Annotated in this window: 14 protein-coding genes; 6 read left to right on the top strand and 8 right to left on the bottom strand. The window is 60.2% G+C overall.

Features of this window, described 5'->3' with window-relative positions:
- Positions 1–4: 4 nt before the first annotated feature.
- The gene (locus ACILSQ_RS03855) at positions 5–3,520 is read right to left on the bottom strand and encodes a DEAD/DEAH box helicase (RefSeq protein WP_395742263.1); all 3,516 of its coding nucleotides are present in this window, start codon (positions 3,518–3,520) and stop codon (positions 5–7) included.
- A 170-nt stretch (positions 3,521–3,690) separates the two neighbouring features.
- Here ACILSQ_RS03855 and ACILSQ_RS03850 point away from each other — a divergent pair, with 170 nt between their 5' ends.
- Positions 3,691–4,800, top strand: coding sequence for a hypothetical protein (locus ACILSQ_RS03850; RefSeq protein WP_395742262.1), 1,110 nt, complete (start codon positions 3,691–3,693; stop codon positions 4,798–4,800).
- Positions 4,801–4,815: 15 nt separating this feature from the next.
- Positions 4,816–6,219 carry a sulfatase gene (locus ACILSQ_RS03845; protein WP_395742261.1) on the top strand — a complete coding sequence of 468 codons (1,404 nt, stop codon included), beginning with the start codon at positions 4,816–4,818 and terminating at the stop codon, positions 6,217–6,219.
- Positions 6,220–6,241: 22 nt separating this feature from the next.
- On the opposite strand, the gene ACILSQ_RS03840 is transcribed toward ACILSQ_RS03845, so the two are convergent.
- Positions 6,242–9,646, bottom strand: coding sequence for a family 16 glycoside hydrolase (locus tag ACILSQ_RS03840; protein WP_395742260.1), 3,405 nt, complete (start codon positions 9,644–9,646; stop codon positions 6,242–6,244).
- 77 nt (positions 9,647–9,723) lie between these two features.
- Here ACILSQ_RS03840 and ACILSQ_RS03835 point away from each other — a divergent pair, with 77 nt between their 5' ends.
- Both ACILSQ_RS03835 and ACILSQ_RS03830 read left to right on the top strand, forming a co-directional pair.
- On the top strand, positions 9,724–10,083 hold the full coding sequence (locus tag ACILSQ_RS03835) for an AbrB/MazE/SpoVT family DNA-binding domain-containing protein (RefSeq protein WP_395742259.1): 360 nt from the start codon (positions 9,724–9,726) through the stop codon (positions 10,081–10,083).
- Positions 10,080–10,499 (top strand): PIN domain-containing protein, encoded by a 420-nt coding sequence (locus ACILSQ_RS03830; RefSeq protein WP_395742258.1) that lies wholly within the window; start codon positions 10,080–10,082, stop codon positions 10,497–10,499. Before ACILSQ_RS03835 ends, ACILSQ_RS03830 begins: the two co-directional genes overlap by 4 nt.
- 40 nt (positions 10,500–10,539) lie before the next feature.
- On the opposite strand, the gene ACILSQ_RS03825 is transcribed toward ACILSQ_RS03830, so the two are convergent.
- Positions 10,540–14,712, bottom strand: a complete 4,173-nt coding sequence (locus ACILSQ_RS03825; RefSeq protein WP_395742257.1) for a PVC-type heme-binding CxxCH protein — start codon at positions 14,710–14,712, stop codon at positions 10,540–10,542.
- Between the two features lie 116 nt (positions 14,713–14,828).
- Between ACILSQ_RS03825 and ACILSQ_RS03820 the strand changes: the two genes are divergently transcribed.
- Positions 14,829–15,086, top strand: a complete 258-nt coding sequence (locus ACILSQ_RS03820; protein WP_395742256.1) for a CopG family transcriptional regulator — start codon at positions 14,829–14,831, stop codon at positions 15,084–15,086.
- Entirely contained in the window at positions 15,083–15,535 is a 453-nt protein-coding gene (locus tag ACILSQ_RS03815; protein WP_395742255.1) for a type II toxin-antitoxin system VapC family toxin, read from the top strand. The genes ACILSQ_RS03820 and ACILSQ_RS03815 overlap by 4 nt, the downstream gene beginning before the upstream one ends.
- Before the next feature lie 59 nt (positions 15,536–15,594).
- Here ACILSQ_RS03815 and ACILSQ_RS03810 read toward each other — a convergent pair whose 3' ends face one another.
- From ACILSQ_RS03810 to ACILSQ_RS03790, 5 genes are all read right to left on the bottom strand, one after another.
- On the bottom strand, positions 15,595–15,990 hold the full coding sequence (locus ACILSQ_RS03810) for a type II toxin-antitoxin system death-on-curing family toxin (protein ID WP_395742254.1): 396 nt from the start codon (positions 15,988–15,990) through the stop codon (positions 15,595–15,597).
- Entirely contained in the window at positions 15,987–16,217 is a 231-nt protein-coding gene (locus ACILSQ_RS03805) for an AbrB family transcriptional regulator (protein WP_395742253.1), read from the bottom strand. Before ACILSQ_RS03805 ends, ACILSQ_RS03810 begins: the two co-directional genes overlap by 4 nt.
- A 42-nt stretch (positions 16,218–16,259) precedes the next feature.
- Entirely contained in the window at positions 16,260–17,783 is a 1,524-nt protein-coding gene (locus ACILSQ_RS03800) for a LamG-like jellyroll fold domain-containing protein (RefSeq protein ID WP_395742252.1), read from the bottom strand.
- Between the two features lie 85 nt (positions 17,784–17,868).
- Positions 17,869–19,392: an IS4 family transposase gene (locus tag ACILSQ_RS03795; RefSeq protein ID WP_395742251.1), complete on the bottom strand. Its 1,524-nt coding sequence runs from the start codon at positions 19,390–19,392 to the stop codon at positions 17,869–17,871.
- Positions 19,393–19,639: 247 nt separating this feature from the next.
- The gene (locus tag ACILSQ_RS03790) at positions 19,640–20,179 is read right to left on the bottom strand and encodes an RNA polymerase sigma factor (RefSeq protein ID WP_395742250.1); all 540 of its coding nucleotides are present in this window, start codon (positions 20,177–20,179) and stop codon (positions 19,640–19,642) included.
- Positions 20,180–20,231 lie beyond the last annotated feature (52 nt).

Below are 20,231 nucleotides of genomic sequence, written 5' to 3'. Positions count from 1 at the left end.
CATTTTATCTCAGACGCTTATCGAGTTCTACAAAGAAGCCAGCTACTCGCCAGAGCTCTCGATTACCAACTACATAAAGAGCTTCCTTTGCGCGAGTTACGGCCACGTTCAGAAGATTGGGTCGGCCTCCCGCCCATTGTCTCGCCCCGGTTTGGGCGGGCATTGGCGCCCCCAACACGAAGATCACAGCTTCGGCCTCTCGGCCTTGAACCGTATGAACCGTGCCAATTCGTTGAGCCGTCCATTGCCATGGGTCATCATCGATCCAGCCTTTGAGGATTCCACTATTTCGAATTAAATGGCGCAAACGGTCGGCAACGATGACGAACGGAGTGACGATGTAGAGATTGGGAGCAATTCGACCCCGAGCCAGTCGCTGCAACAGTTTTATGACTTCATCACCTTCCGCGTCGCACCATTTGTCGTCACCGCTGCCCTCAGTATGAATCCACCGAGATGGCCCAAGGGCATCGCGAATTTCAGAATGCTTCGCAGGCTTTGCTGCTACCATCTGACCTGAATATGCAATGGCATTCGAAATGCCGAACATCGGTTCTGCACAACGACGGTGAACGAGCAGCGGAACTCCGACAGTACGACTGCCGCTCGCAGTCTGAAATTCGCACATGAACGATGACGCTGAATCCGCCAGTGTTTGCACTGATGCGGAAGGTGCTGCGTATTTATCAGGATCGACGCCAAAACGACGACACATCGCATGTGTCAGGGTCTCAGGCAGCACAACTACCGGTTCGATCTGAATAGGGTCTCCAACAATGACCGCGCGCTTGCTGCGCATGATTGCTCCCACAGCAGCCTGTGGCAGTGCTTGTCCAGCCTCATCAATGAATAACCATCCAAAACCGCCCACCGGTATTCGTCCCAGCATGCGTTGCACCGAAGCAAACGTCGTTGAGACCAAGGGAATGACGAGAAACAGGGAAGTCCATAAATCGACCAAGAGGGCTTGCTTCTGAGCGTCGGGTAACGACTGAGTTGTGAACACACTCATCAAAGCACCAAGATTGTGCCTGAGTGGCTTTGCGGCAGCATCAATGAACGCTCTGTGCAGCTCCATGGCAGCAACAAAGACTTCGTCTCTTACTCGTTGAGCCACTTTAGGATACCAAGGCGTAGATTGATGTACGTCATTGTGGGAAAGTCCGAAAAAATCACTATCAGCAAACAGGACACCATATTTCTGTCTTGCATCGCTCAATCGCCGTAGTGCCGTCTGATGCTCTTTAGCAGCTTTCTCGGCTTCGCGCTCTGCGGCGGCCTTCTCACTTGAAGTTTGTATGCACCATTCTTCACAGCGAGCGAATTCCTTTGCTGCGGCTTTCAAAGCGACTCCAGCGACAGATGCCTTCTGGCTAAGCATTAGTGCAATGGCAGCCCATGCTTGCGCCCGTTGTGTTCGAAAAAGACGAGACCAAAAGCCGGGGCGATTCATCTGGTGAGAGTGTACTGCTGCATGTGCCGATTTGCTCTGCTGCGAGACAACGAACTCGTCGTCACGAGCGCGAATAGCCGCGGTTTTCGCCTTTTGTAATCCGGTTTTGGCCAATTCTAACTGATGAGTGGCGGCGATTTCGGAGGCCGCCAGAGTGTCTATGCGAGTCAGGTCGTCACGGACTGCGTCTAGCCATTGCTGCCATTGTCGGGACTTGGCCAAAGCGGCGTTGAATCTTTTGCGCGCCTCAGCCCAATGGCAAAGTGCTACATCCCGGTTTAAAGGTGGATTTTCAGCCTGAATGATCTTGGGGACGCGCCGTTCGATCTTGCCTGTATCGGAATCTGTGATCTCCACTTCCCGTGGCCCACCCGTTGCCGCGAAGAGGTAACTGCTCATCCCAGAATCTTCATCCCACCAAAAGGTCTGTTTGAATCGACCTCGATTTTGAGCATTACCGAGAACAGCGGCGATGGCACCCCAAGTGTTTGTTTGTCTAAAAGCATCGGACAATGTTTTAAAGTATCGCAGCCCATCAGCATCTTCTGCAATCGCGTTCAGCTCTGGAAGCTCAGCGCTGACATTCTCGACCGCCTTGTTGTTTGAAGACGCTACCACCATTTCATAGCCTCGTAGGTCTTCGTTAACCCGGTAAAGGTGCAACCAGCCATTTCCAGCTTTGAGCTTTTGTCCCGAGTGTTCAAATGCGACTTCTGGATCATCGAAAGCGGCCAGTTTCTCCGCTCGTGCCGCAACCACACCAGCCACGATATCTCTTAACAGTGTCGTTTTACCTGTGCCCGGAGGGCCGTTCACGCCAAGCACTCCGCCGTTTATTGTTTCGCTAAAGGCTAAATTGACCGCTGCCTGCTGAAGCAAGACAAGAGAATGCCGATCTGGTCCTGGCCATCTGGCAAGCGGAGTAAGCGACGGCTGAACGGCTTGTTCCAGCGAGGAATGGTTGTGCAACAAATCGACGGCCTTTGAAGGGCGAACAGCACCTAAATAGCGTAGAAGATTTACTGGAGCCATGTTTTCAGCGCATAACCTTCGAGCTTCGGCAAGATCTTGAAGGAAGAAGCTGTTCAAAAGCAATGGCTCAGGAGCAGTCGGATCTTTGAAATAGGCATAGCTACGGATGGCGAACTCTGGGGGTTCAGTCCACCCTTCTGGGACACCCAATTGTCCAATGAGGGCTTGATAGGCACGATTCAGAGATAACCGCGAGATCGGCACTTTTTTGTGGCCGTCATCTTTTCCGTCTGAGTTCGAATCGAGCAAAGCCTTTTCAACCGCTTTCACCAACTTGGGTTCTGCATCGGGCCAGCCTGCAAGATCACCCAATTCTCCACGCAAAGCGGTCACTACTCCCCAAGGAAAACTCGAAATCCCAATTGCCGTTAATTCAACAAGACAACCTTTGCTATCTAGGACGACCAAAGCCATCGCAGCGCGCCCACGCACTCCTGGCCGTTCAATTCGCAAGTCGGCATATCGTTCAGTAAGCTGTTCCATTGCCGGTTCCAATGCAATTGTTCCAAGGACTACCTGATAGTAGAGACGATAATTCGGGCGTGACCTCTCGCCGCGTTCCCACGGCAAAACCGCACCAGTAATTGGTGCTATCCGAGAACGATCACCACTAGCTAGTTCCTCTGGCTTCACAAATGCCTGCGGTGAGAGCACCTCCATCGCGATCCAACTGGACAAGATCCCGTCTGGAGTATCCGTGATTGGCAGCGCTGGAGATTGACGAACAATGCTGTTAATCGACTCGTAGCGAACAGGTTTGAGGCTTGGAGAGACCTCTATGCTGTCAGGTTTGGAAGCCGGTGGAGGGTCGATTGCGTTGCGCGGTGGAATCACGTCAGGCCCACTTGGTGACGATTTTTTGAGAGCCCGTTGAGCTTCCACTTTCTCCAAAAGCCGCAGTGCACTCGGTGTTTTGCGATGAGATAGCTCACGCTGCACTTCTGCAAGAATTGCCACATCATCTATATGCGCTTTAAAAAGCGCCTCTAGTTCAGCGATCTTGTAACTAAAATATGGCCTAGCATTTAGGGTCATCAGACCATGACTGTGCCTTGATCAGGCTGTTCGTCGAGCGTGCTTTGTAACTTTGCTAGGTGATCACCTTTGTCAGCACGTCCACCCTACCGAAACCGTTTAATTTTGCCGCAAGCGGGAGCACAAAGCTGCGTTGAAGCGGTTGTTCGGCGATTCGCAGTCCTCTTCGCATGAAAACCCACGTCTTAATCCTATTTCTTTATGTTCTCTGCGGGCATACTTTTGCAGCCGATGTCACCGCCTTCAAATCCCGCCTGCTCGCGGCGACGACGAAGCACCTGGACTTGTTGCTGAAAGAAGACGGCACCGTCACCGAGCTCAAAGGCAAGGGGGGAGATGGCGAGGAGGCGCTGGCATTTTACCGGGCGTTTGAGTTCACCGGAGATCAGCGCTACCGCAAGGCCGCTCTGAGCCTGGCAGACCGGGTGCTGCATGACATGCGCGAGATGAAATTTGGTGTGCTCCCGATCAAGGAGAAGGAAAAACCGGGCACGGGCAAAGTCTTCATCGGCGGTGGGCCGCCGGCATTCGGCTTCTACACGGCGAATGTCGCCTACATCCTCCACAAAGAGGGCGGACGCGCCGAAGACCTCAAATATCTTGGCAAGGTGCTCGATGAATATCCATGGAGCGAAGAAGGCTGGTGGTCGGCGGACATTGATGTGAAGACGGGCGAGTCCAAGCAGCCGCTGACGAAACCCTCCATCATCAACAAGAGCGCGGCGGTCGCGATGGCCGCAGGCATGCTAAGCGAAGCGCTGCACGAGGTCGCTCCGGGACTCTCCGCACGGCTCAAGCAGAAGACCGACAAATGCCTCTACGCGCAGATCATTCCCGCGCAGCTTGAGGACGGTTTCTGGCATTACAGCCTCTCTGGCAATGACCCGAAGGACAAGGACATCCTCGGCTACTTCATGCTCACCATTCAGGAGCTGATGGAGCTGCAGTTGTTCAACCCCGCGTATCGCGAGCCGAAGCTCGATGCCGCGCTGAAGAAGGCGCAGGGCTTTGCGCTCCAGAGCATCGCGCCCATGACCGACCCCAACACCGGGACCGCAGGCGCTGCGCACACCACGCCTTCGACACCGAAGCACTACACGCTGGCGGAAGAACCCAAGCGCGGCTTTCAGCTCGGCATCGTGCTGATTGGCGGCGGCTTTTTGGATGAAGGCGTCAAGATCATGGACGCCTCGCTGCAGCATTTTGACTTTGGCAACGCAGGCATGGACGGCGTGCATGCCGTGGCCCCGACCGCGGGCATTCTCGCTTTGTTGCGCTGACCCTTCCTCACCCCCATGAAGCTCATCTTCCTCGCCGCATTCGGTTTGCTGCTTTGCGCGGCCAAAGCATCTGCCTCGGACAAGCCCAACATCCTTTTCATCGCCATCGATGACATGCGCGACTGGACCGGCTACTCCGGTTCAGCACAGGCGAAGACGCCTAACCTGGACCGGCTGGCGAAATCCGGCGTCGCTTTCACACGGGCCTACACGGCGTATGCCTTGTGCAATCCTTCGCGTGCCGCCCTGCTGACCGGCCTTCGTCCCAGCACCACCGGCGTGATCACCAATGGCGACGACTGGCGCGTCGCGGTGCCTGCGGAGCGGCCTTCGCTGCCAGGTTATTTGCATGCGCAGGGCTACCTCACGCTTGGGCAGGGCAAAATTTTCCACGGCAGCAAAGTGCGCAAGGAAGAGTGGGACGAGTATGCGAAAGACGGCGAGCGTGAGGAAAAGGACACCGATAAAAAAGACTGGTCGCTCAGGCCCGGCAAAACGGAAGGCGGCTTCATCATCGGCAGCAACGACATCGCACCGCTCGACTCGCCCGAGGAGGAGCTCGTTGACTACAAGACCGCGAGCTTCGGCGTGGCGCAGCTCGGCAAGACGCATGGCAAGCCCTTCTTCCTCGCCTGCGGATTCCATCGGCCGCATCTGCCGTGGAATGTGCCACGCAAATACTTCGACCTCTTTCCACTGGAAAGCATCACTCTGCCCGAGCTGAAGGCCGATGACCTCGCCGACTTGCCCAAGGAAGGCGTGATGATGGCCAAAGCCGGCGAATTCGCCGCCATCCGCGACCTCGGCAAATACCGCGAATGCGTGCGCGCCTACCTCGCATGCATCGCCTTCACGGATGCGCAGGTGGGCCGATTGCTGGATGCACTGGAAAAATCACCGCACAAAGACAACACCATCATCTGCCTGTGGAGCGACCACGGCTGGCATCACGGCGAAAAGGAGCACTGGCGCAAATCCACGCTCTGGGAGGAGGCCACGCGCGCACCACTCATCTGGCGCGTGCCCGGCGTGACAAAACCCGGCGGCGTCTGCACACGCCCCGTCGATTTCCTCGGCATCTACCCCACGCTCTGCGATCTCACCGGACTCCCGCTGCCGCCGCACCTGCAAGGCACGAGCCTCAAGCCCCTGCTGGCCGATCCGCAGGCCGCGTGGGATCGTCCCGCCATCAGCACCATGCACGATGGGAATCACGCCATCCGCACCGAACGCTGGCGCTACATCCACTACGCCAACGGCGGCGAAGAACTCTACGATGAGCAGGCCGATCCACACGAATGGACCAATCTCGCAGACAAACCCGAGCACGCCGCTGTGAAGGCAGATCTCGCCAAGTGGCTGCCCGCGGATGCAACTCCGCAGGCCGCGAAAGCGAAGAAGAAAAAGAAGAAGCCTTGAAGCCCCCGCTCTCAGCAAAGGCTCACTTCCCAAACATCTTGTTCTGTTTGTCGCCCCCGCTCAGCACATAGGCCACAAGATCAAGAATCTCGTCCTTCTTGAGCATGGCAAGAAGCATGGGCGGCATGGGGGAGACAGTGCTGAGCTCAATGCTCTTCACTTCCTTGCGGTCCACATTCACGCGTTGGTTGGGGTCGGTGAGATCGGTGTTCAGGGTCACGCCGTCGCCACTGAGATTCACCACCACGCCGCTCATGATCGTGCCGTCGTTTTTGGTGACGATGATGGGGATGAACTGTTCATTGAGGACCTTGCTGGGATTGATGATGTTGTCGAGCAGGTCATGCGGGCTGTAACGACCGCCGGCGCCAGTCAGATCGGGACCGGTCATGCCGCCGGCATTGCCAAAGCGGTGGCACGTGTAGCAGGCGGCGGCGGAAAACATTTTGCGTCCGTTTTCAAAGCTGCGGTTCTTCATGCCGGTCTTGGTTGCAGCGCTGAGTTCCTCCAGCGTCCACATCGTGGGCGTGCGGCCCACAAACATGGCGCCGACGTTTTCGATGGCAGTCTTGCGCTCGGGCTTCTTGGCGATGAGCTCGGCAAGCTGGGTGTTTTCCTCCGGTTTGAAGGTGGTCAGGGTATCGTTGCGGATGAACTCGATGAACTTGTCGAAGCTGGCGCCGCCCTTGTAGTTCGCGGCCTTGAGGAACCACTCAAGCTGCTGCGTGCGCAGCTCCTTGGTCCAGCCGGTTTTCAAGAAGCGCAGGCTGCGGGCGTACTCGAGCTGCGGCTCCTGGCTTTCTGCGGCGGCGATGAGGGCCATGCCTTTGGCGGCGGCCTTCGGATCCTGCAGATAGCCGAGTGTTTCCGTGAGCAGCCAGTTGAGCTCAAAGTTGTCCGCGGGATAGGCGGGGTCCAGCTTGGCAATGATCGCCGCCACGGTGGCATCGTCTGGATTGCCAAAACGGTGCAGCACGATCTCGCAGAGCCGCACGTAGGCCATGCGCTGCTCGTTGTTCAGCTTGGTGAAGTCGCGCTTGAGCAGTGCGGCCCAAAGCTTGTCGCGCATGGCGGTGTTCACCACATGGTCCGGGGCACGGTGCGTGGGGCACACGCCGGTGGCGCGGGTCAGGGCCAGCAGGGCCTCGAGCTGTGCGGTGGCGTTCTTTTCATTGAGGGCCTTCGCTTCCCATTCGGAGACGGGGTTGTGCTCCAGCACGGTGCGCGCCGCGCTGCGGATGTAGCGGTCCTTGTCGCTCAGGTGCGGCCAGGCAAAGGCCACGGCTTTCGGGTCTGCTTTGCCGTGGAAGGCGGCAAGTTCGTGGCGCAGGTCGAACAGTTTCTCGATGTCGGTTTTTGGAAGGGCATTGCGTCCCGACAGCTTCCATTGAGGCTCCGCATTCTCTTTCCCCGTATATGTCACCCGATACAGCCCGCTCTGCACACGGCGGCCGCCAATGGTAAAATACATCGCGCCATCTTTGCCGATGATCGCATCGCTCACCGGCAGCGGGCCGCCCGTGACAAACTCTTCCTTCGTGGCGGTGTAAGTGGAGCCGCTGGGCTTGAGATGCACGGCGTAGATCTTGCCCCAGCTCCAGTCGAGCACATAGAAGGCTTCTTGGTATTTCGCGGGGAATTTCGCTCCATAGCCGAAGGTGGTGCCAGTGGGCGAGCCCGGGCCGATGTTCAGCGTGGCGGGCAGGTTGTCATAGTAGAACTCGGGGTATTTGCCCGCGCCATTGCGCCAGCCGTACTCGCCGCCGCTGACGACGTGATTCACGCGGGTGGGGCGATACCATGAGGTGTTGAAGTCATACTCCATGTCCGCGTCATACACGAACAACTCGCCCTCGCGGTTCACACCGCCGTCGAAGATGTTGCGGAAGCCGGAGGCGAAGATTTCGAACTGCTTTCCATCCGGTGACACGCGGTAAACGATACCTCCGGGAGCCATCACGTGGCGATTGTGGCCGCGGCCATCCGGCATGCGGGGCAGCAGGTGATCGTCTCCCCAAAACTTAGCCACGGGCGAGGTGTCCAGCGTGCCGGCCTTCGGGCCTTCTTTGAGCACGGCGTTGTTGCCGGTGATGAGGTAGAGCCCCTTGCCGTCGGGTGTTTTCAAAACGGCATGCACGCCGTGGTCGCTGCCCGCATCAAACTCGCGCAGCAGTTCCACCTTGTCTGGCATGTCGTCGCTGTTGCTGTCCGTCACACGGTAGAGCCCGTTTGGCACCTTCTTCTCGTAATCATTCACTCCGAGATACAGCGCGCCAAAGGCGAACAGCATGCCGTTCACACCGCGGATCTCCGCAGGGACTTTCTGCACATCCTCAGCCTTCAGCGGCTGGCCTTCGGCGGGTGCATTGAAGCGGTAGAGGCTGCCATACTGGTCGCTGGCATAGATGCGGCCTTGGTCATCCGTGCACAGATTCACCCATGAGCCCTGCTCACCGCCGGGCACGGAGTAGAGCAGCTCCACTTTGAAATCCGGCAACGTTTTGATGTTGCTGACCGGCGTGGCCACGTTCGCGCCGATGGCCGGACCCACCGCCGCCTGACGCTTGGCCTTGGCGGCGTTCTTGCCTTTCGCATCGCCCTTGGCAGGAGCCGGGGCAGGTGCTGGCGTTGGTGCAGGAGCCGGAGCCGCCGGCGGCTGGGCCTTCGCTTTGCCCGCACCCTTGCCCTTCGCCGGTGCCTTGGTCTCGATGATCTGCGCATCGCTGGGGATCGCCGATTTTTCAAAGGAGATCACGCCGCCGTCTGGCAGCTCCTTGAGCATCACGTCTTTGATCTGCACGTTCATGGCCGGGCCGCGATGAATCTGGAAGGCGATCAGGCCTTCAAACGCGCGCTTCGACTCCTCGAAGTCGAGCAGGTCAATCGTCACCTTGCCGTCGATCTTATGAATCAAATGATTCCCCTGAGCGATGACGGTGTACTCATGCCACTCCGCAATGTCCACCACCACCGGCTCATGCTCGGAGGTCAGCCAGCGCTTGCCCTCAGGATCCACCACCACGCCCTGGCCGTTTTGCACGATGATGCCGCGGCCCTTCTCCTCATACACCATGGCGTTGTTGGGCGTGGCCGGGTGGATGTCGCACTGATAACCGCCGATGGACCACTTGCCGTTCTCCGACAGCTCCTTGCTGCGGTACTGGATGCCCGTGTTGTTGCCGCTCTGCTTGATCTTCGCGTGCAGCTCAAAGTTCTTCACCTTGCCGCCGCGCCAGATGAGGAACTGGTTGTAGCTGAGCTGCTCCGGCCCTGTGGTTTTGCCTGTGATGCAGCCGTCCTCCACGCTCCACAGCTCAGGATTGCCATCCCAGCCGGTGAGATCCTTGCCGTTGAAGAGCGGTTTAAAGCCCTCCTGCGCAGCAGCGATGGAGGAGAACAGAAGGGAGAAAAGAAGGAGACGGTTCATGGTTGGGCGCGTGGTTAAACGCACCCTTCTGTCAAAAACTACCGGCAAAGGATGTGTCGGATTCAGCAAGTGTATGGATGAGCACGGCTCATCAGTTCAAAGCTTTTAGGACAGATGGCATCACAAATGCCATTGAAAATGGCATTTGTGATGCCATCCTTATTTCCATGACTGCCACCCTCACTCTCGACAAAGCCGGAAGGCTTGTGCTTCCCAAGCCTGTGCGGGATCAATTGCACCTTCGTGCAGGTTCCAAGCTGCGCCTCGACCTTAACGGCGACGAGATGAAACTTACGCAGGAGGTGCCCGAGGTGAAGATCGTAAGGCGTGGAAAGCGTCGCGTGGTGGTAGGCTGGGAAGGCTTTGATGCTGCCAAAGCTGTGCGTGAAATGCGTGAAGAGCAGGTTGCCCGCCTTGAATCCTCATCTGGCTCGTGAGCGATTTCATCGATACCTCCGTTCTCGTGGCGACCATGGTTGCCACTGAGCCTTTTCACATGGAGTGTGATGCTTTGCTGAACCGTAAAGCACTTGGTGTTTATGCGCATGCGCTCACGGAGACCTTCAGCACGCTCACCGGCGGAAGAAAATCTTTCCGTCTGGCTGCGTCAGTCGCAGCGGCAGTGCTTGAGGAAGATTACTTGCCTGATCTCGCCATCACAGCGTTGACTCCGACGGAGATGCTGCGCGCCATGCGCGAAGCGGAGGCACGCGGAGTGAGAGGAGGAGCCATTTTCGACTTCTTGCATCTCGTGGCGGCACGAAAGGCCAAAGCCGCGCGATTTTACACCCTAAACGTCTCGGACTTCCGAGCCTTCTATCGCAAAGGCGATCCAGAGATCGTGCATCCATAAAAAAGAAGGGCGGCTGCTGCCGCCCTTCTCGTGAATCAGACTACTTCATCGGATGCAGCTTCAGCAGCTCATCGGTGGTGAAGAGCATCATGCGGCCGGGGTTGGCATCTCGCACGGCTTTGACTTCGGCGGCGGTCACCGGTTCGGCTTTGTTGCCGAAGTGGTTGCGGACGAAGGTGAGGACGCTGGCGATTTCCTCGTCTTTGAGCATGCCTCCGAAGGGGGTCATGGGGACCTGGCCGTTGTACTCCTTGCCACCGACTTTGATCGGGCCCATCAGGCCGTACATGGCGATCTTGATGAGGCGGTCGCGGTCGGTGGTGACCCAGGGGCTGTTCACGATGCTGGGGAAGGCGGGGTCAAGACCGGCGCCGTTCGGCTGGTGGCAGGTCACGCAGTGGCCTTCGCGGTTGTAGATCTCCTGGCCCAGCTTGAACTGCTTCTTGGCGGCGTCGCTCAGGTAGGCAGGCGCAGGCACGACCGGATGCTCGGGCTTGACGACTTCTGCCACACCGGCGAGGCGGTCGGCGGCGGTTTTGATGGCGGCTTTGTTCCAGTCATCCTGCGGCAGCTTGGCAGCGATGGCGACGATGTTCTTCGCCGCGGGAATGTTCGGCAGCCAGGAGGCGGCCACCACGGCTTCCAGGCGCACACGACCATGCTCGTCCGCGGCGGCTTTCTCCAGCAGCGCCACGTGATCGGCGATGCGGTGGGTGTTGTAGCGCAGCACACGCACGGCGGCGGCACGGGCGTGGAAGTCGGGAGAGGCCAGCATTTCGCGCAGCAGGCCTTCATCGGCCTTGTTGAGGCCCCAGGTGACCCAGAGGGCTTCGAGCTTGGCGTGCGTATCCTTCTGCTCGGCAGCCCAGGCCTTGACGGCAGGGAGGACCTCCTTGGCATCGTGCGCGCGGATCTCGCGGCGGGTGCGGTAGCGGGTGCGCAGCTCGGGCTCCTTGAGGTTTTCAAACAGCGTCTTCAGCGGAGCACCGGCCACGGGCACAGGCTTCACCAGCGGACGCCCCGGATAGGTGATGCGGTAGATGCGGCCATGCACGTGGTCGCGCAGCGGATCGCGCGCGTTGTGCTGCATGTGGCCGATGAGGACGTTGTGCCAGTCGATGACATAGAGCGAGCCATCGGGCGCGAATTCGAGATCGACGGGGCGGAAGTTGCCGTCCGTGCTGACGAGGAGGTCGTGGCGGTGCGCGGTCTTCCAACCGGTGCCGTTGTCTTCGATTTTGACCTGCTTGATGCCGAGGAAGCCGATGGCGTTGCAGTAGATGAGGTCGCCCTGCACTTCATCGGGGAAGTGGCGGGAGGAGACGACCTCCAGACCGCTGGTGGGGCGCACCTTGTGGCCGTCCGGCACGAGGTCGGGCGCGGAGGGGGTCTTGCTGCCAAAGGAGGGCTTCACCTCCACGGGGAGGGCCCAGTTCATGGTGGTGCCGGAGGTGTGAAGCAGGAAGTCCTGGCCCCACTGATCAAAGACAAAGCCCCAGGGATTCGGGATGCTCATCTGGATGGTGCGCTCCAGCATGCCGCGCTGCGGGCTGTAGCGGAAGAAGCCGCCATCCACGCAGCGCACCGGGCCGTAGGGCGTCTCGATGTTGGAGTGGAGGAAGATACCCTCGCAGAGGATGAAGGCGCCGCTGGGATCGGCGGTGAAGGCGCTGATGGCGTGGTGCGTGTCGTGCGTGTCAAAGCCACCGAGCACGATCTCCATGCTGTCTGCCTTGTCGTCACCGTTGGTGTCGCGCAGCAGCACGAGGTTGGGCTCCTGGGTCACATACACGCCTTCCGTGGCAAACTCGAAGCCGATGGGCAGGTGCAGCTTGTCAGCGAAGACGGTTTCCTTGTCGGCCTTGCCGTCGTTGTTGGTGTCTTCGTAGATGAGGATCTTGTCGTCCGGCATCGCATCGCCGGGGCGGTAATGCGGGTAGGTGGGCATGGTGGCCACCCACAGGCGGCCCTTGTTATCAAAGGACATCTGCATCGGGTTCGCCAGATTGGGGAACTCCTTCTCGCTGGCAAACATCTCCACCTTGTAGCCTTCGGGCACCTTGAGGGACTTCAGCGCTTCTTCGCCGTAGAGGTACTTCTCGCTGCCGTTCTTCACGCTCGGCACGTAGTTGGTCGGCACGGGCGGCAGCACGTGGGTCTTGCTGTCGTCCACCTTCAGCTCGGTGGTTTTGCCGGTGGCCACGGCGTGGATGAGGTTGTCGCGCAGCGCGGTCATCTCGCGGCTCTTCTGCACTTCATCGGGATAGTTCTGCGGGCCGTAGGGATTGTAGCGGCGGCCATGTGCGTGCACGCCGTTGAGGATGTTGTAGTCCGTGTTCCAGAACCAGTCCTTCTCCTTCACCGCCTCGCGCACCAGCTTGGGGTCAGCCTTCGACTCATGGCTGGCGTGGCCATAGAGGCCGGTGGCCAGCAGCTTGCCGATCTCTACATAACCTTTCTCCGTCGGGATGAAGCCGCCGGTGGTGAAGAACTCGCCGCCCTTGGCCTCGATCTCCTGTGTGGGGGTGAAGAGGTCGATGTAGGTGAGGCCGTGTTTCTTGGCCACCTTTTCAATCGCAGCCGCATACAGCAGCAGGTTGGCGTTTTCCACGTCACCCTTCGGCAGGTCGCGTTTGGCGCTCTGGTTTTCGTAGGCGATGGGGCTGACGAGCACCACACGCGGCGCGGCCTTGCCATTGTAGGCTTTGCTCAGCGTGTGCGCCACCCAGGCGTCCAGTTCGGCCTCGAAGTTGCCCACTTTGCTCGCACCGTCGAAGGACTCGTTGTAGCCGAAGAAGGCCACGATGGTGTCTGCCTGCAGATGGGTGAGCCACTGGTCCGGCGTGGAGAAGAAGCCCTGGCCGTTGTGGATGGTCTTGTCCGGGTGGAACTTCTCCGCGCCGGGGAAGGCCCACTGCGAGCCGCGCGAAGGATGCGGGCGGAAGCCGGGGGTGTCGCCCACATGGCCCATGTTGCGGAAGAACAGCTCGCGGTCCGGATAGCGGAGCTGCAGCTCGGTTTCGATCTGGCTGTACCAGGTGTCGCGCTCGGCGAGGCCATTGCCGATGAGCACAATGTGCTCGCCTTTGCTAGGCGGAGCGACGGCTTGCGAACGCGCGGAGGTGACTGCGGAAGGTTCGGCGCTGGGCTGGTGCGGGGCTTTGGGTTCTTCTTTCTTGGCGGAGGTCTGCTTGGATTTGTCATCCGGCGTGCCCATGGAGGGGCTGCTGCCGGTGGCGAAGTCGCCGGGCTTCAGATTGCGCTGCTTGAAGTAGGCGGAGTCTTTGATGAAACCGTAGGCGCTAGGCTTGAAGGGATCGATGAAGGCCACATCCGCCTTCGCAGGCACCGGCAGTTTCAGCAGGGAGTGCACCGCGTTCACAATCAGGCGGCGCAGGTTTTCGTCCGTGTAATCCATCGAGGCGCCCATCGTGGTGCAGAAGGAGCGGCCCTTGCCCCTGCCATCTGGGGACGTGTAGTCATGCAGCCAGGCGATGGGCTGCATGGGGTCGTTCTTCGGACCGGTCACGGCTTTGGATTTGGGGTCGAGCGATTCGGTCACCGCGCCACGCAGCAAAATCGTGTCGCTCTCCGGCTTCACATCCGGCGCACCGTACACATCCGTGGTGCAGAAAATTTCGCCCACGCCGCGCAGGATTTCATTTTTGCCATTGGCCTCCACCACCACGCTGCGAGTGCCTTCTTTCTTGTGCTGGCCATGATGGCTCACCCATTTCTCGCCGAGAATTTTCAGGCCAAACTCGCCCCACTTGAAGTCGCCCGTTTTCGCACTGCCGGTGAAGGCATGCGTGGCGGTGCGGAAGCCGATCACCGGTTTGCCCGCGTTCAGAAACTTGGCGAAGTGCGCCAGGCTCTCATCCGGAAGCTGGCGGAAGCGCGTGCCGATGATGAGCAGGTCTGCATCATCCAGCACCTCGGTGCCGCGAATGTGCTTCTGGTTGTTGGGATCGATGTAGCCGCCTTTTTCATCCGTGGAGAAAAGCACGATGCAGTTGAAGCCGTGGGTCTTGGCCAGGATCTTCGCCAGCATGGGCATGCTCTCCTCGGTGCGGTACTCCTCGTCACCCGCCACGAGGACGATCTTTTTGCCTTTGCCGGCACCGACCGGATTGGCCGCGACTTCGAGGTATTCCTGGGCATGCGCCGATGCGACGGAGCCGAGGAGTGCGAGGGAGAACAGGAGATGCTTCATGGTTGGGAAAAAACGGACGGGGAATGCTTATACCGCACGACGCGGTGAAACCGGACAATAAAAAAATGGGCGGAAGACGGATTGATCGCCAATGCAGGTGATGTAAGATTGACATCATGACACGCACCCAGATTCAGCTCCCGGACGAGCTTTACGAGCGGGCCAAGGCCTTTGCCACGGAGCGCGAAATCTCCCTGGCTGAAATGACGCGGAGAGGGCTGGAACTTTTCCTTGCCCGGTTTCCGGAAGAGAAGCCGCGCAAACGAGCCTGGAAGCTGCCGAAGGTGCATAGCGGAGGTGCTCACGTTCCGTTGGAAGATCTGCACCGGATAGCCGCCGAGGATGAGGAAATGCGCGGCCTCGGCGGGCGATGATCTCCATCGATACCAACATCCTCTTTGCTGCTGTGGATGGGGATCATGCCCTGCATTCCCAAGCGGCTGATTTCATCGACTCCTTGGCAGACCGCAGTGACATTGCTATCAGCGAACTGGTTCTGACGGAGCTTTACATTTTACTGCGGAACTCGGTGGTCATGCGCGAACCGCTCGCTGCCAGCGCCGCCGTGGACGTATGCGAATCTTTTCGGCATCACCCGAGGTGGCAAATCATCGGCTTCCCGCCCGACAGCCGTCTCTTCCACAATACCTTCTGGCCTCGTCTGCGCACCCCGAATTTTGCCCGTCGCCGTGCCTTTGACTGGCGCATAGCTCTCAGTCTGATCCAGCAGGGGGTGACCGAATTTGCCACGGTGAACGAGAAAGATTTTCAGGGGTTCGGGTTCAACCGAGTTTGGGATCCACTTGCGGCAACGGTTGGATGACCGGCGAAACTGATCTGTGGTCACGCATCTGGGAGCGGGTGCTTCCAAACACGCATCAGCTAAGTCAGCAAGCCGCGAAGTTTACAAGTCACCTCGTCCCGCCTCAGCACACCAGCAGCGGTTTCGAGGGTCAGGCTTTCCCAGGCATCCACATTGAGCTCCTCACTTTTCAGCAAACCGTTCTCACTCAGAAACACCAGACAGGTGGCCAATGCGGCAGGTTTGGTCGCTTCCATGAAGGCATCATTGCGGCCCAAATAGAACAAATAAGCAGCCGCGATTTCGATGGGATCTGACAGGAGGGGAGCTCCCGGCATCCCTGCGTGCGGGGCCGCCAACGCGGATTCCAGCAGGTCGTGGGAGCGAAGGCTGGCGTTGCTGCCGGGCCTTCCGAGAACCTCAGCATGAATGGCGAGCACCGCGTCGAGGGTGGGATGCAGAAGCGGCGTGCTCATGACAGGCGGCGGAAGAGCTCGCTGTTTTTCTGGATCAGGCGTTTGACCGTTTCAGCGGCTTTGGCGGCCTCAATGACCGGGGGATTCATGGGCGTGATGGTGATCGTGCCACCGGCATGCACCTCCACATTTACCTCGTCACCCACCTTGAGCCGGGCCAGTTGCAGCAGGGCGGAATCGAAGATAAGGCCCTGGGAGTTGCCGATCTTGCTGATGGTTTTGAGCATGGCGTAAAACTATGTTTTACCCCGGACTTGTCAATGCGTGCCTCACTTCGCCAGCGCAGCGATTTCCTCACCGCCCAGCGCCCGATCCCACAGGGCAAACTCATCCATGGCGCCGCTGAGATGGCGGATGGCCACGCCTTTGGTGGACCGGTCGTTCCAGTTGCCGAGCTCCGCCATGCCGATCTTCAGCGGGGTGGTGTCGTTGAGCGCGGAGCGGGTCAGCAGCTCGCCGTTGGCATAGTGGCGGACCTCTTTCGCGGCAGGGTCATACACGACGGCGAGGTGGGTCCAGCGGCCAAAGCGCTCGGGGGTGAAGAGCACGGGCGTGTCGTGGTCCACATGCCCTGCCCCGCTGCCGCCGGCGATGCCGAGGCGCACTTTGCCATCGCGGGTGATCTGCCAGTGGACTTTGCGGTCGCCCCAGCGTTCGGACATGAAGAGGGAGTTGAAGGCGCGGTCCAGGCCGTTCACGCGCACCCACACGGCGAGGGTGAGAGCCTTGGTTTCGCCGGGGATGTTGAGGCGCACACGGTCGCTCACATTGCGGAAATCGAGGGCGCGTTTGCCCGGCCAGCGGCCGGTGGTCCAGGAAGCGCCGACGATGCTGCCGTCTTCGATTTGTGCGCCGTTCACGGCATGATTGCGCAGGGAGCGCGAGCCTTCGTCGTCCTGAAAATCAAATCGCAGGCGCAGGCCGGCGTCGGCGTTCAGCCTGGCGCTGGCGGCCAGCCATTTCTCAAACTGGAAGCGCTGGGACATGGCGCTGCGGGCGTCGATCTCATTGAGCGAGGCGAAGCTGGAGGCGTTGGCGGGAAGCACGGCGGTGTTCCCCGCGATGGCCATGGCCTGGCCTTCCTTGAGCGACTTCATGTCCACGGCGGGCTGGTGCAGCTCCACCTCGCCTTTGAACACGTGCACCTCGGCATTCTGCGCGCCCACATCCAGGCCAAACTCGGTGCCGAGATCGACGATGGTGCCTTTGGGCGTGTTGATGCGGAAGCCCTTGGCCTGAGGCGGCACCTGGGCGCTGAGCTTGCCACGCGTGCAGGTGGCCTCGCCGGAAGACACGAGCTGGAGCTCGGCGGGGCCTTCGATCAAAACGCGCGCGCCTTGATAAAACTCGATCTGGGCGATGCCGGATTTCAGTTTGAGCCAACCCGGGGAAAGCGGCGTGCCGGGGGCGACGGCGGCGGAGTCCCACTCCAGATTCACCCCACGCGTGAGCACGGCCACGGAGGCGGTGGTTTCTTCCTCGGCCTCGGGCGGCAGGTTCAGGGTCTCATTGATCAACCAGGCGCCCAGCAGGGTGATGCAGGCGGCCATGGCGGCCACGCTGGTGAGGGTGGCGAAGGTGAAGCGGCGCCGCGGCAGCAGCGCGGGGCGGATGCTGTGGCTGTCTGCCACCAGCGGCTTCGTGGCACGCAGCATGGCGTCCATGTCCAGGTGCTGCAGCAGGCGCTCGCCAAGTTCGGGCCGGGCTTTGAGCAACTCGTGCAGCTCCTCGGCTTCGCCGGTGGTCAGCGTGCCTTCGAGGTAATGCTGGATGAGGGTGTCGGTGTCAGGCATGGGGGACACTCCGTGGAGGTGGAACCTCGTTCATTGGCATCCGAGGAAGAAAAGACCGCAGGAGCGCGGGCCTCCGAGCTGATCTTTACCCATAAGTTTGCCGGGGCCGAAGCCTGCGCCAGACATCGGTGATCATGTCGAGCTTGTTGAGTCCCTGCCATAGCACCTGAGCTCCTGGGTGGCCGTCGCCCTTGCGTCCCAGATGTCCACCGAGACGGGCGATGCTTTTGACCGCTGCCCCCAGGCTCATCGGCGGGGCACTGTTAGTCTTCACGGGCTTCTTTCCTTCGCTTTCATACGCCTCCAGCGCGCTGATCTCGTCTTCATCGAGCCAGTCTGTGGCCGGATCTTGCGGCCTCTGCCGCGCTCCTGCGCTCATGCCCATGATCCGGCACGCCACCAGCATGTCCAGGGCCATCATCGGCTTGAGCCGCTCCAGGCTGCGCATCTGCCGCGCCTCCACCCGGCAGCCTGTTTTGAGGATGCGGTGGAACTCCTCGATCTGCCAGCGTTTCGCATACCACCGCGCCATCTGCAGCGCCGCCTCCAGTGTATCCACCTTCAGCGTGCTCAGCAGCCGCCAGCAGATGCCTTTGCCCTGGCCTTCCGGCGCATCCTGCTCGCGCAGTTCCACGATGCTGGCCTCCACCGGCGTGTCCTTTTTCATGTACTTCGCCTGGTTCACCGGAACGGCGAGGGTCACCGCGGTGAAGCGCACGCTCAGCGTGGCCTGCCGCGCTTTCTGCCCCTGGCTGCGCGGGAGTTCCAGGGTGAGGCTGCCCGCCTGCTTGCTGTGCTCAAGGTGCTGCCATAGCTGCGCCTCCTCGTCCTTGAGGCTGCGGTTGTGCTGTGAGCGCACCAGCAGCCCGAGACCTTGCTCACGGTGCTGCTGCGCCTCCACCAGCAGTTCGTAAATGTCTGCCTCGCGGTCTCCAACGCTGACAATGAGCGGAGGCTGCGCGGGCTTGGCCTGGGATGCGGATGCCTGCGCAGGGGGCTCAAACCATTGCCGGGCCTCACGCGCCAGTGCCAGGCTCTCAAGCCAGCGTATGCTTTCCTTGGCCTCGATGGGTTCCCGGTTGCGCGCCCCCGCGCCGCGCTCCTTGCCTGGGGGCTTGCGGGCGTAGAGCTTGGCCCCCAGCAGGCCAAAGACGGCATCCTCATCGGCGGCGCTCAAAAGGGTGCTGTGGACGTGCAGCCCGGCGATGTTTGGCCGGAGCTTGTTGCTGGAGATCGAGCCGAGCCCCTCAAGCGAATCACGGGTGTTGAAGTTGCACGCCGTGGTGTCCTGGATGGCCAGCAAGACACGGCAGCCGCTGTGCTGGGCGCGGCGCAGCACCGCCTGCCGGTGGACGTCGAAGAGCAGGGTGTCGGTGAGTTCCTCCACGTCGAGCAGACGGTAGAAAGCCTTGGCCTCGGCCACGCTGCGGGAGCATTGAGGGATGGATTTGCCTGGAGAGTTGAGCATTTGGCTGAAGACCTTGACCATGCGCCGGTTGCTGCGCGCGTCACCCAATTGAATGGAGCCCAGCTCCTCTGCCGCCCACCGGGCGTTGGTTTGGACGGCATTGGAGAGACCGGGCAGCGTGCGAGTGGAGGATGTGGACACCCGCCCGAAGATACCCCTCACAGCGGGGGTACAATTTTTATCTTCAACTTTGTGGGTAAAGGTCAGCCTCCGAGCCCGCAGCACTCCGCCAGCAGGATGCGCCCCGCTGGGCCACACCGCACCGGACAGGGCCAGCGTGTTTGCTGTCTGTACCATGAAAAGACAGTCGTTATGCGCGGACGACCTGCTGCGGGCTCGGAGGCCCGCGCTCCCGGGGCGCTGGGTTCTTAACGTGCCGCCACTTAGCTCACGCATGCGCGGGTCCTCCCTGGCTGGTGGCGGTGGCGCGCTCGATGCACTCGCGCAGTTTTTCGCGCACGCGGGAGAGCGCGCGGCAGACGGTGTCCGCCTTCATGTTGATCTGGTCGGCGATCTGCGGGGTGCCGATGTCGTTGTAATAGTAGAGCTCCACCAGCTCGCGGCTTTTTTCCGGCAGCTTTTGCAGGCAGCCGCGCAGCACGCTGATCTCCTCCTCGTAGCGCGGCGGGGCCTCACGCTCTTCGGCGAGGAGGCGGATGTGGTCGGCGAGTTTTTGCACCACCTCCGGCTGCTGCCGCGTGCGCTCCCGCCACTGCCGCAGCGCAATGTGGCGCGTCATGGTGGCCAGCAGCGGGCGTGCATCTGTGCTCAGGTCCCACTGCGCTTCCTTGGCCAGAAACTCCAAAAACACCTGCTGCGTGATGTCCTCCATCAGCCCGGGCCAGGGCGCATACTTCAGCGCCACCCCCTTCACAAAATCGTGATGGGCGAGGAAAACCTGCGCGGCCTGGGTCTCATGCGTGTTCATGGGCGTCGCAGTATCTCACACGAGCAGGGGGAACCGGACAGGGAATTTTCAG

This window comes from Prosthecobacter sp. (assembly GCF_044227185.1).
Lineage (GTDB): Bacteria > Verrucomicrobiota > Verrucomicrobiia > Verrucomicrobiales > Verrucomicrobiaceae > Prosthecobacter.
The sequence above is the reverse complement of the archived record's forward strand: the minus strand, read 5'-3'. Positions and strand labels throughout refer to the sequence as shown.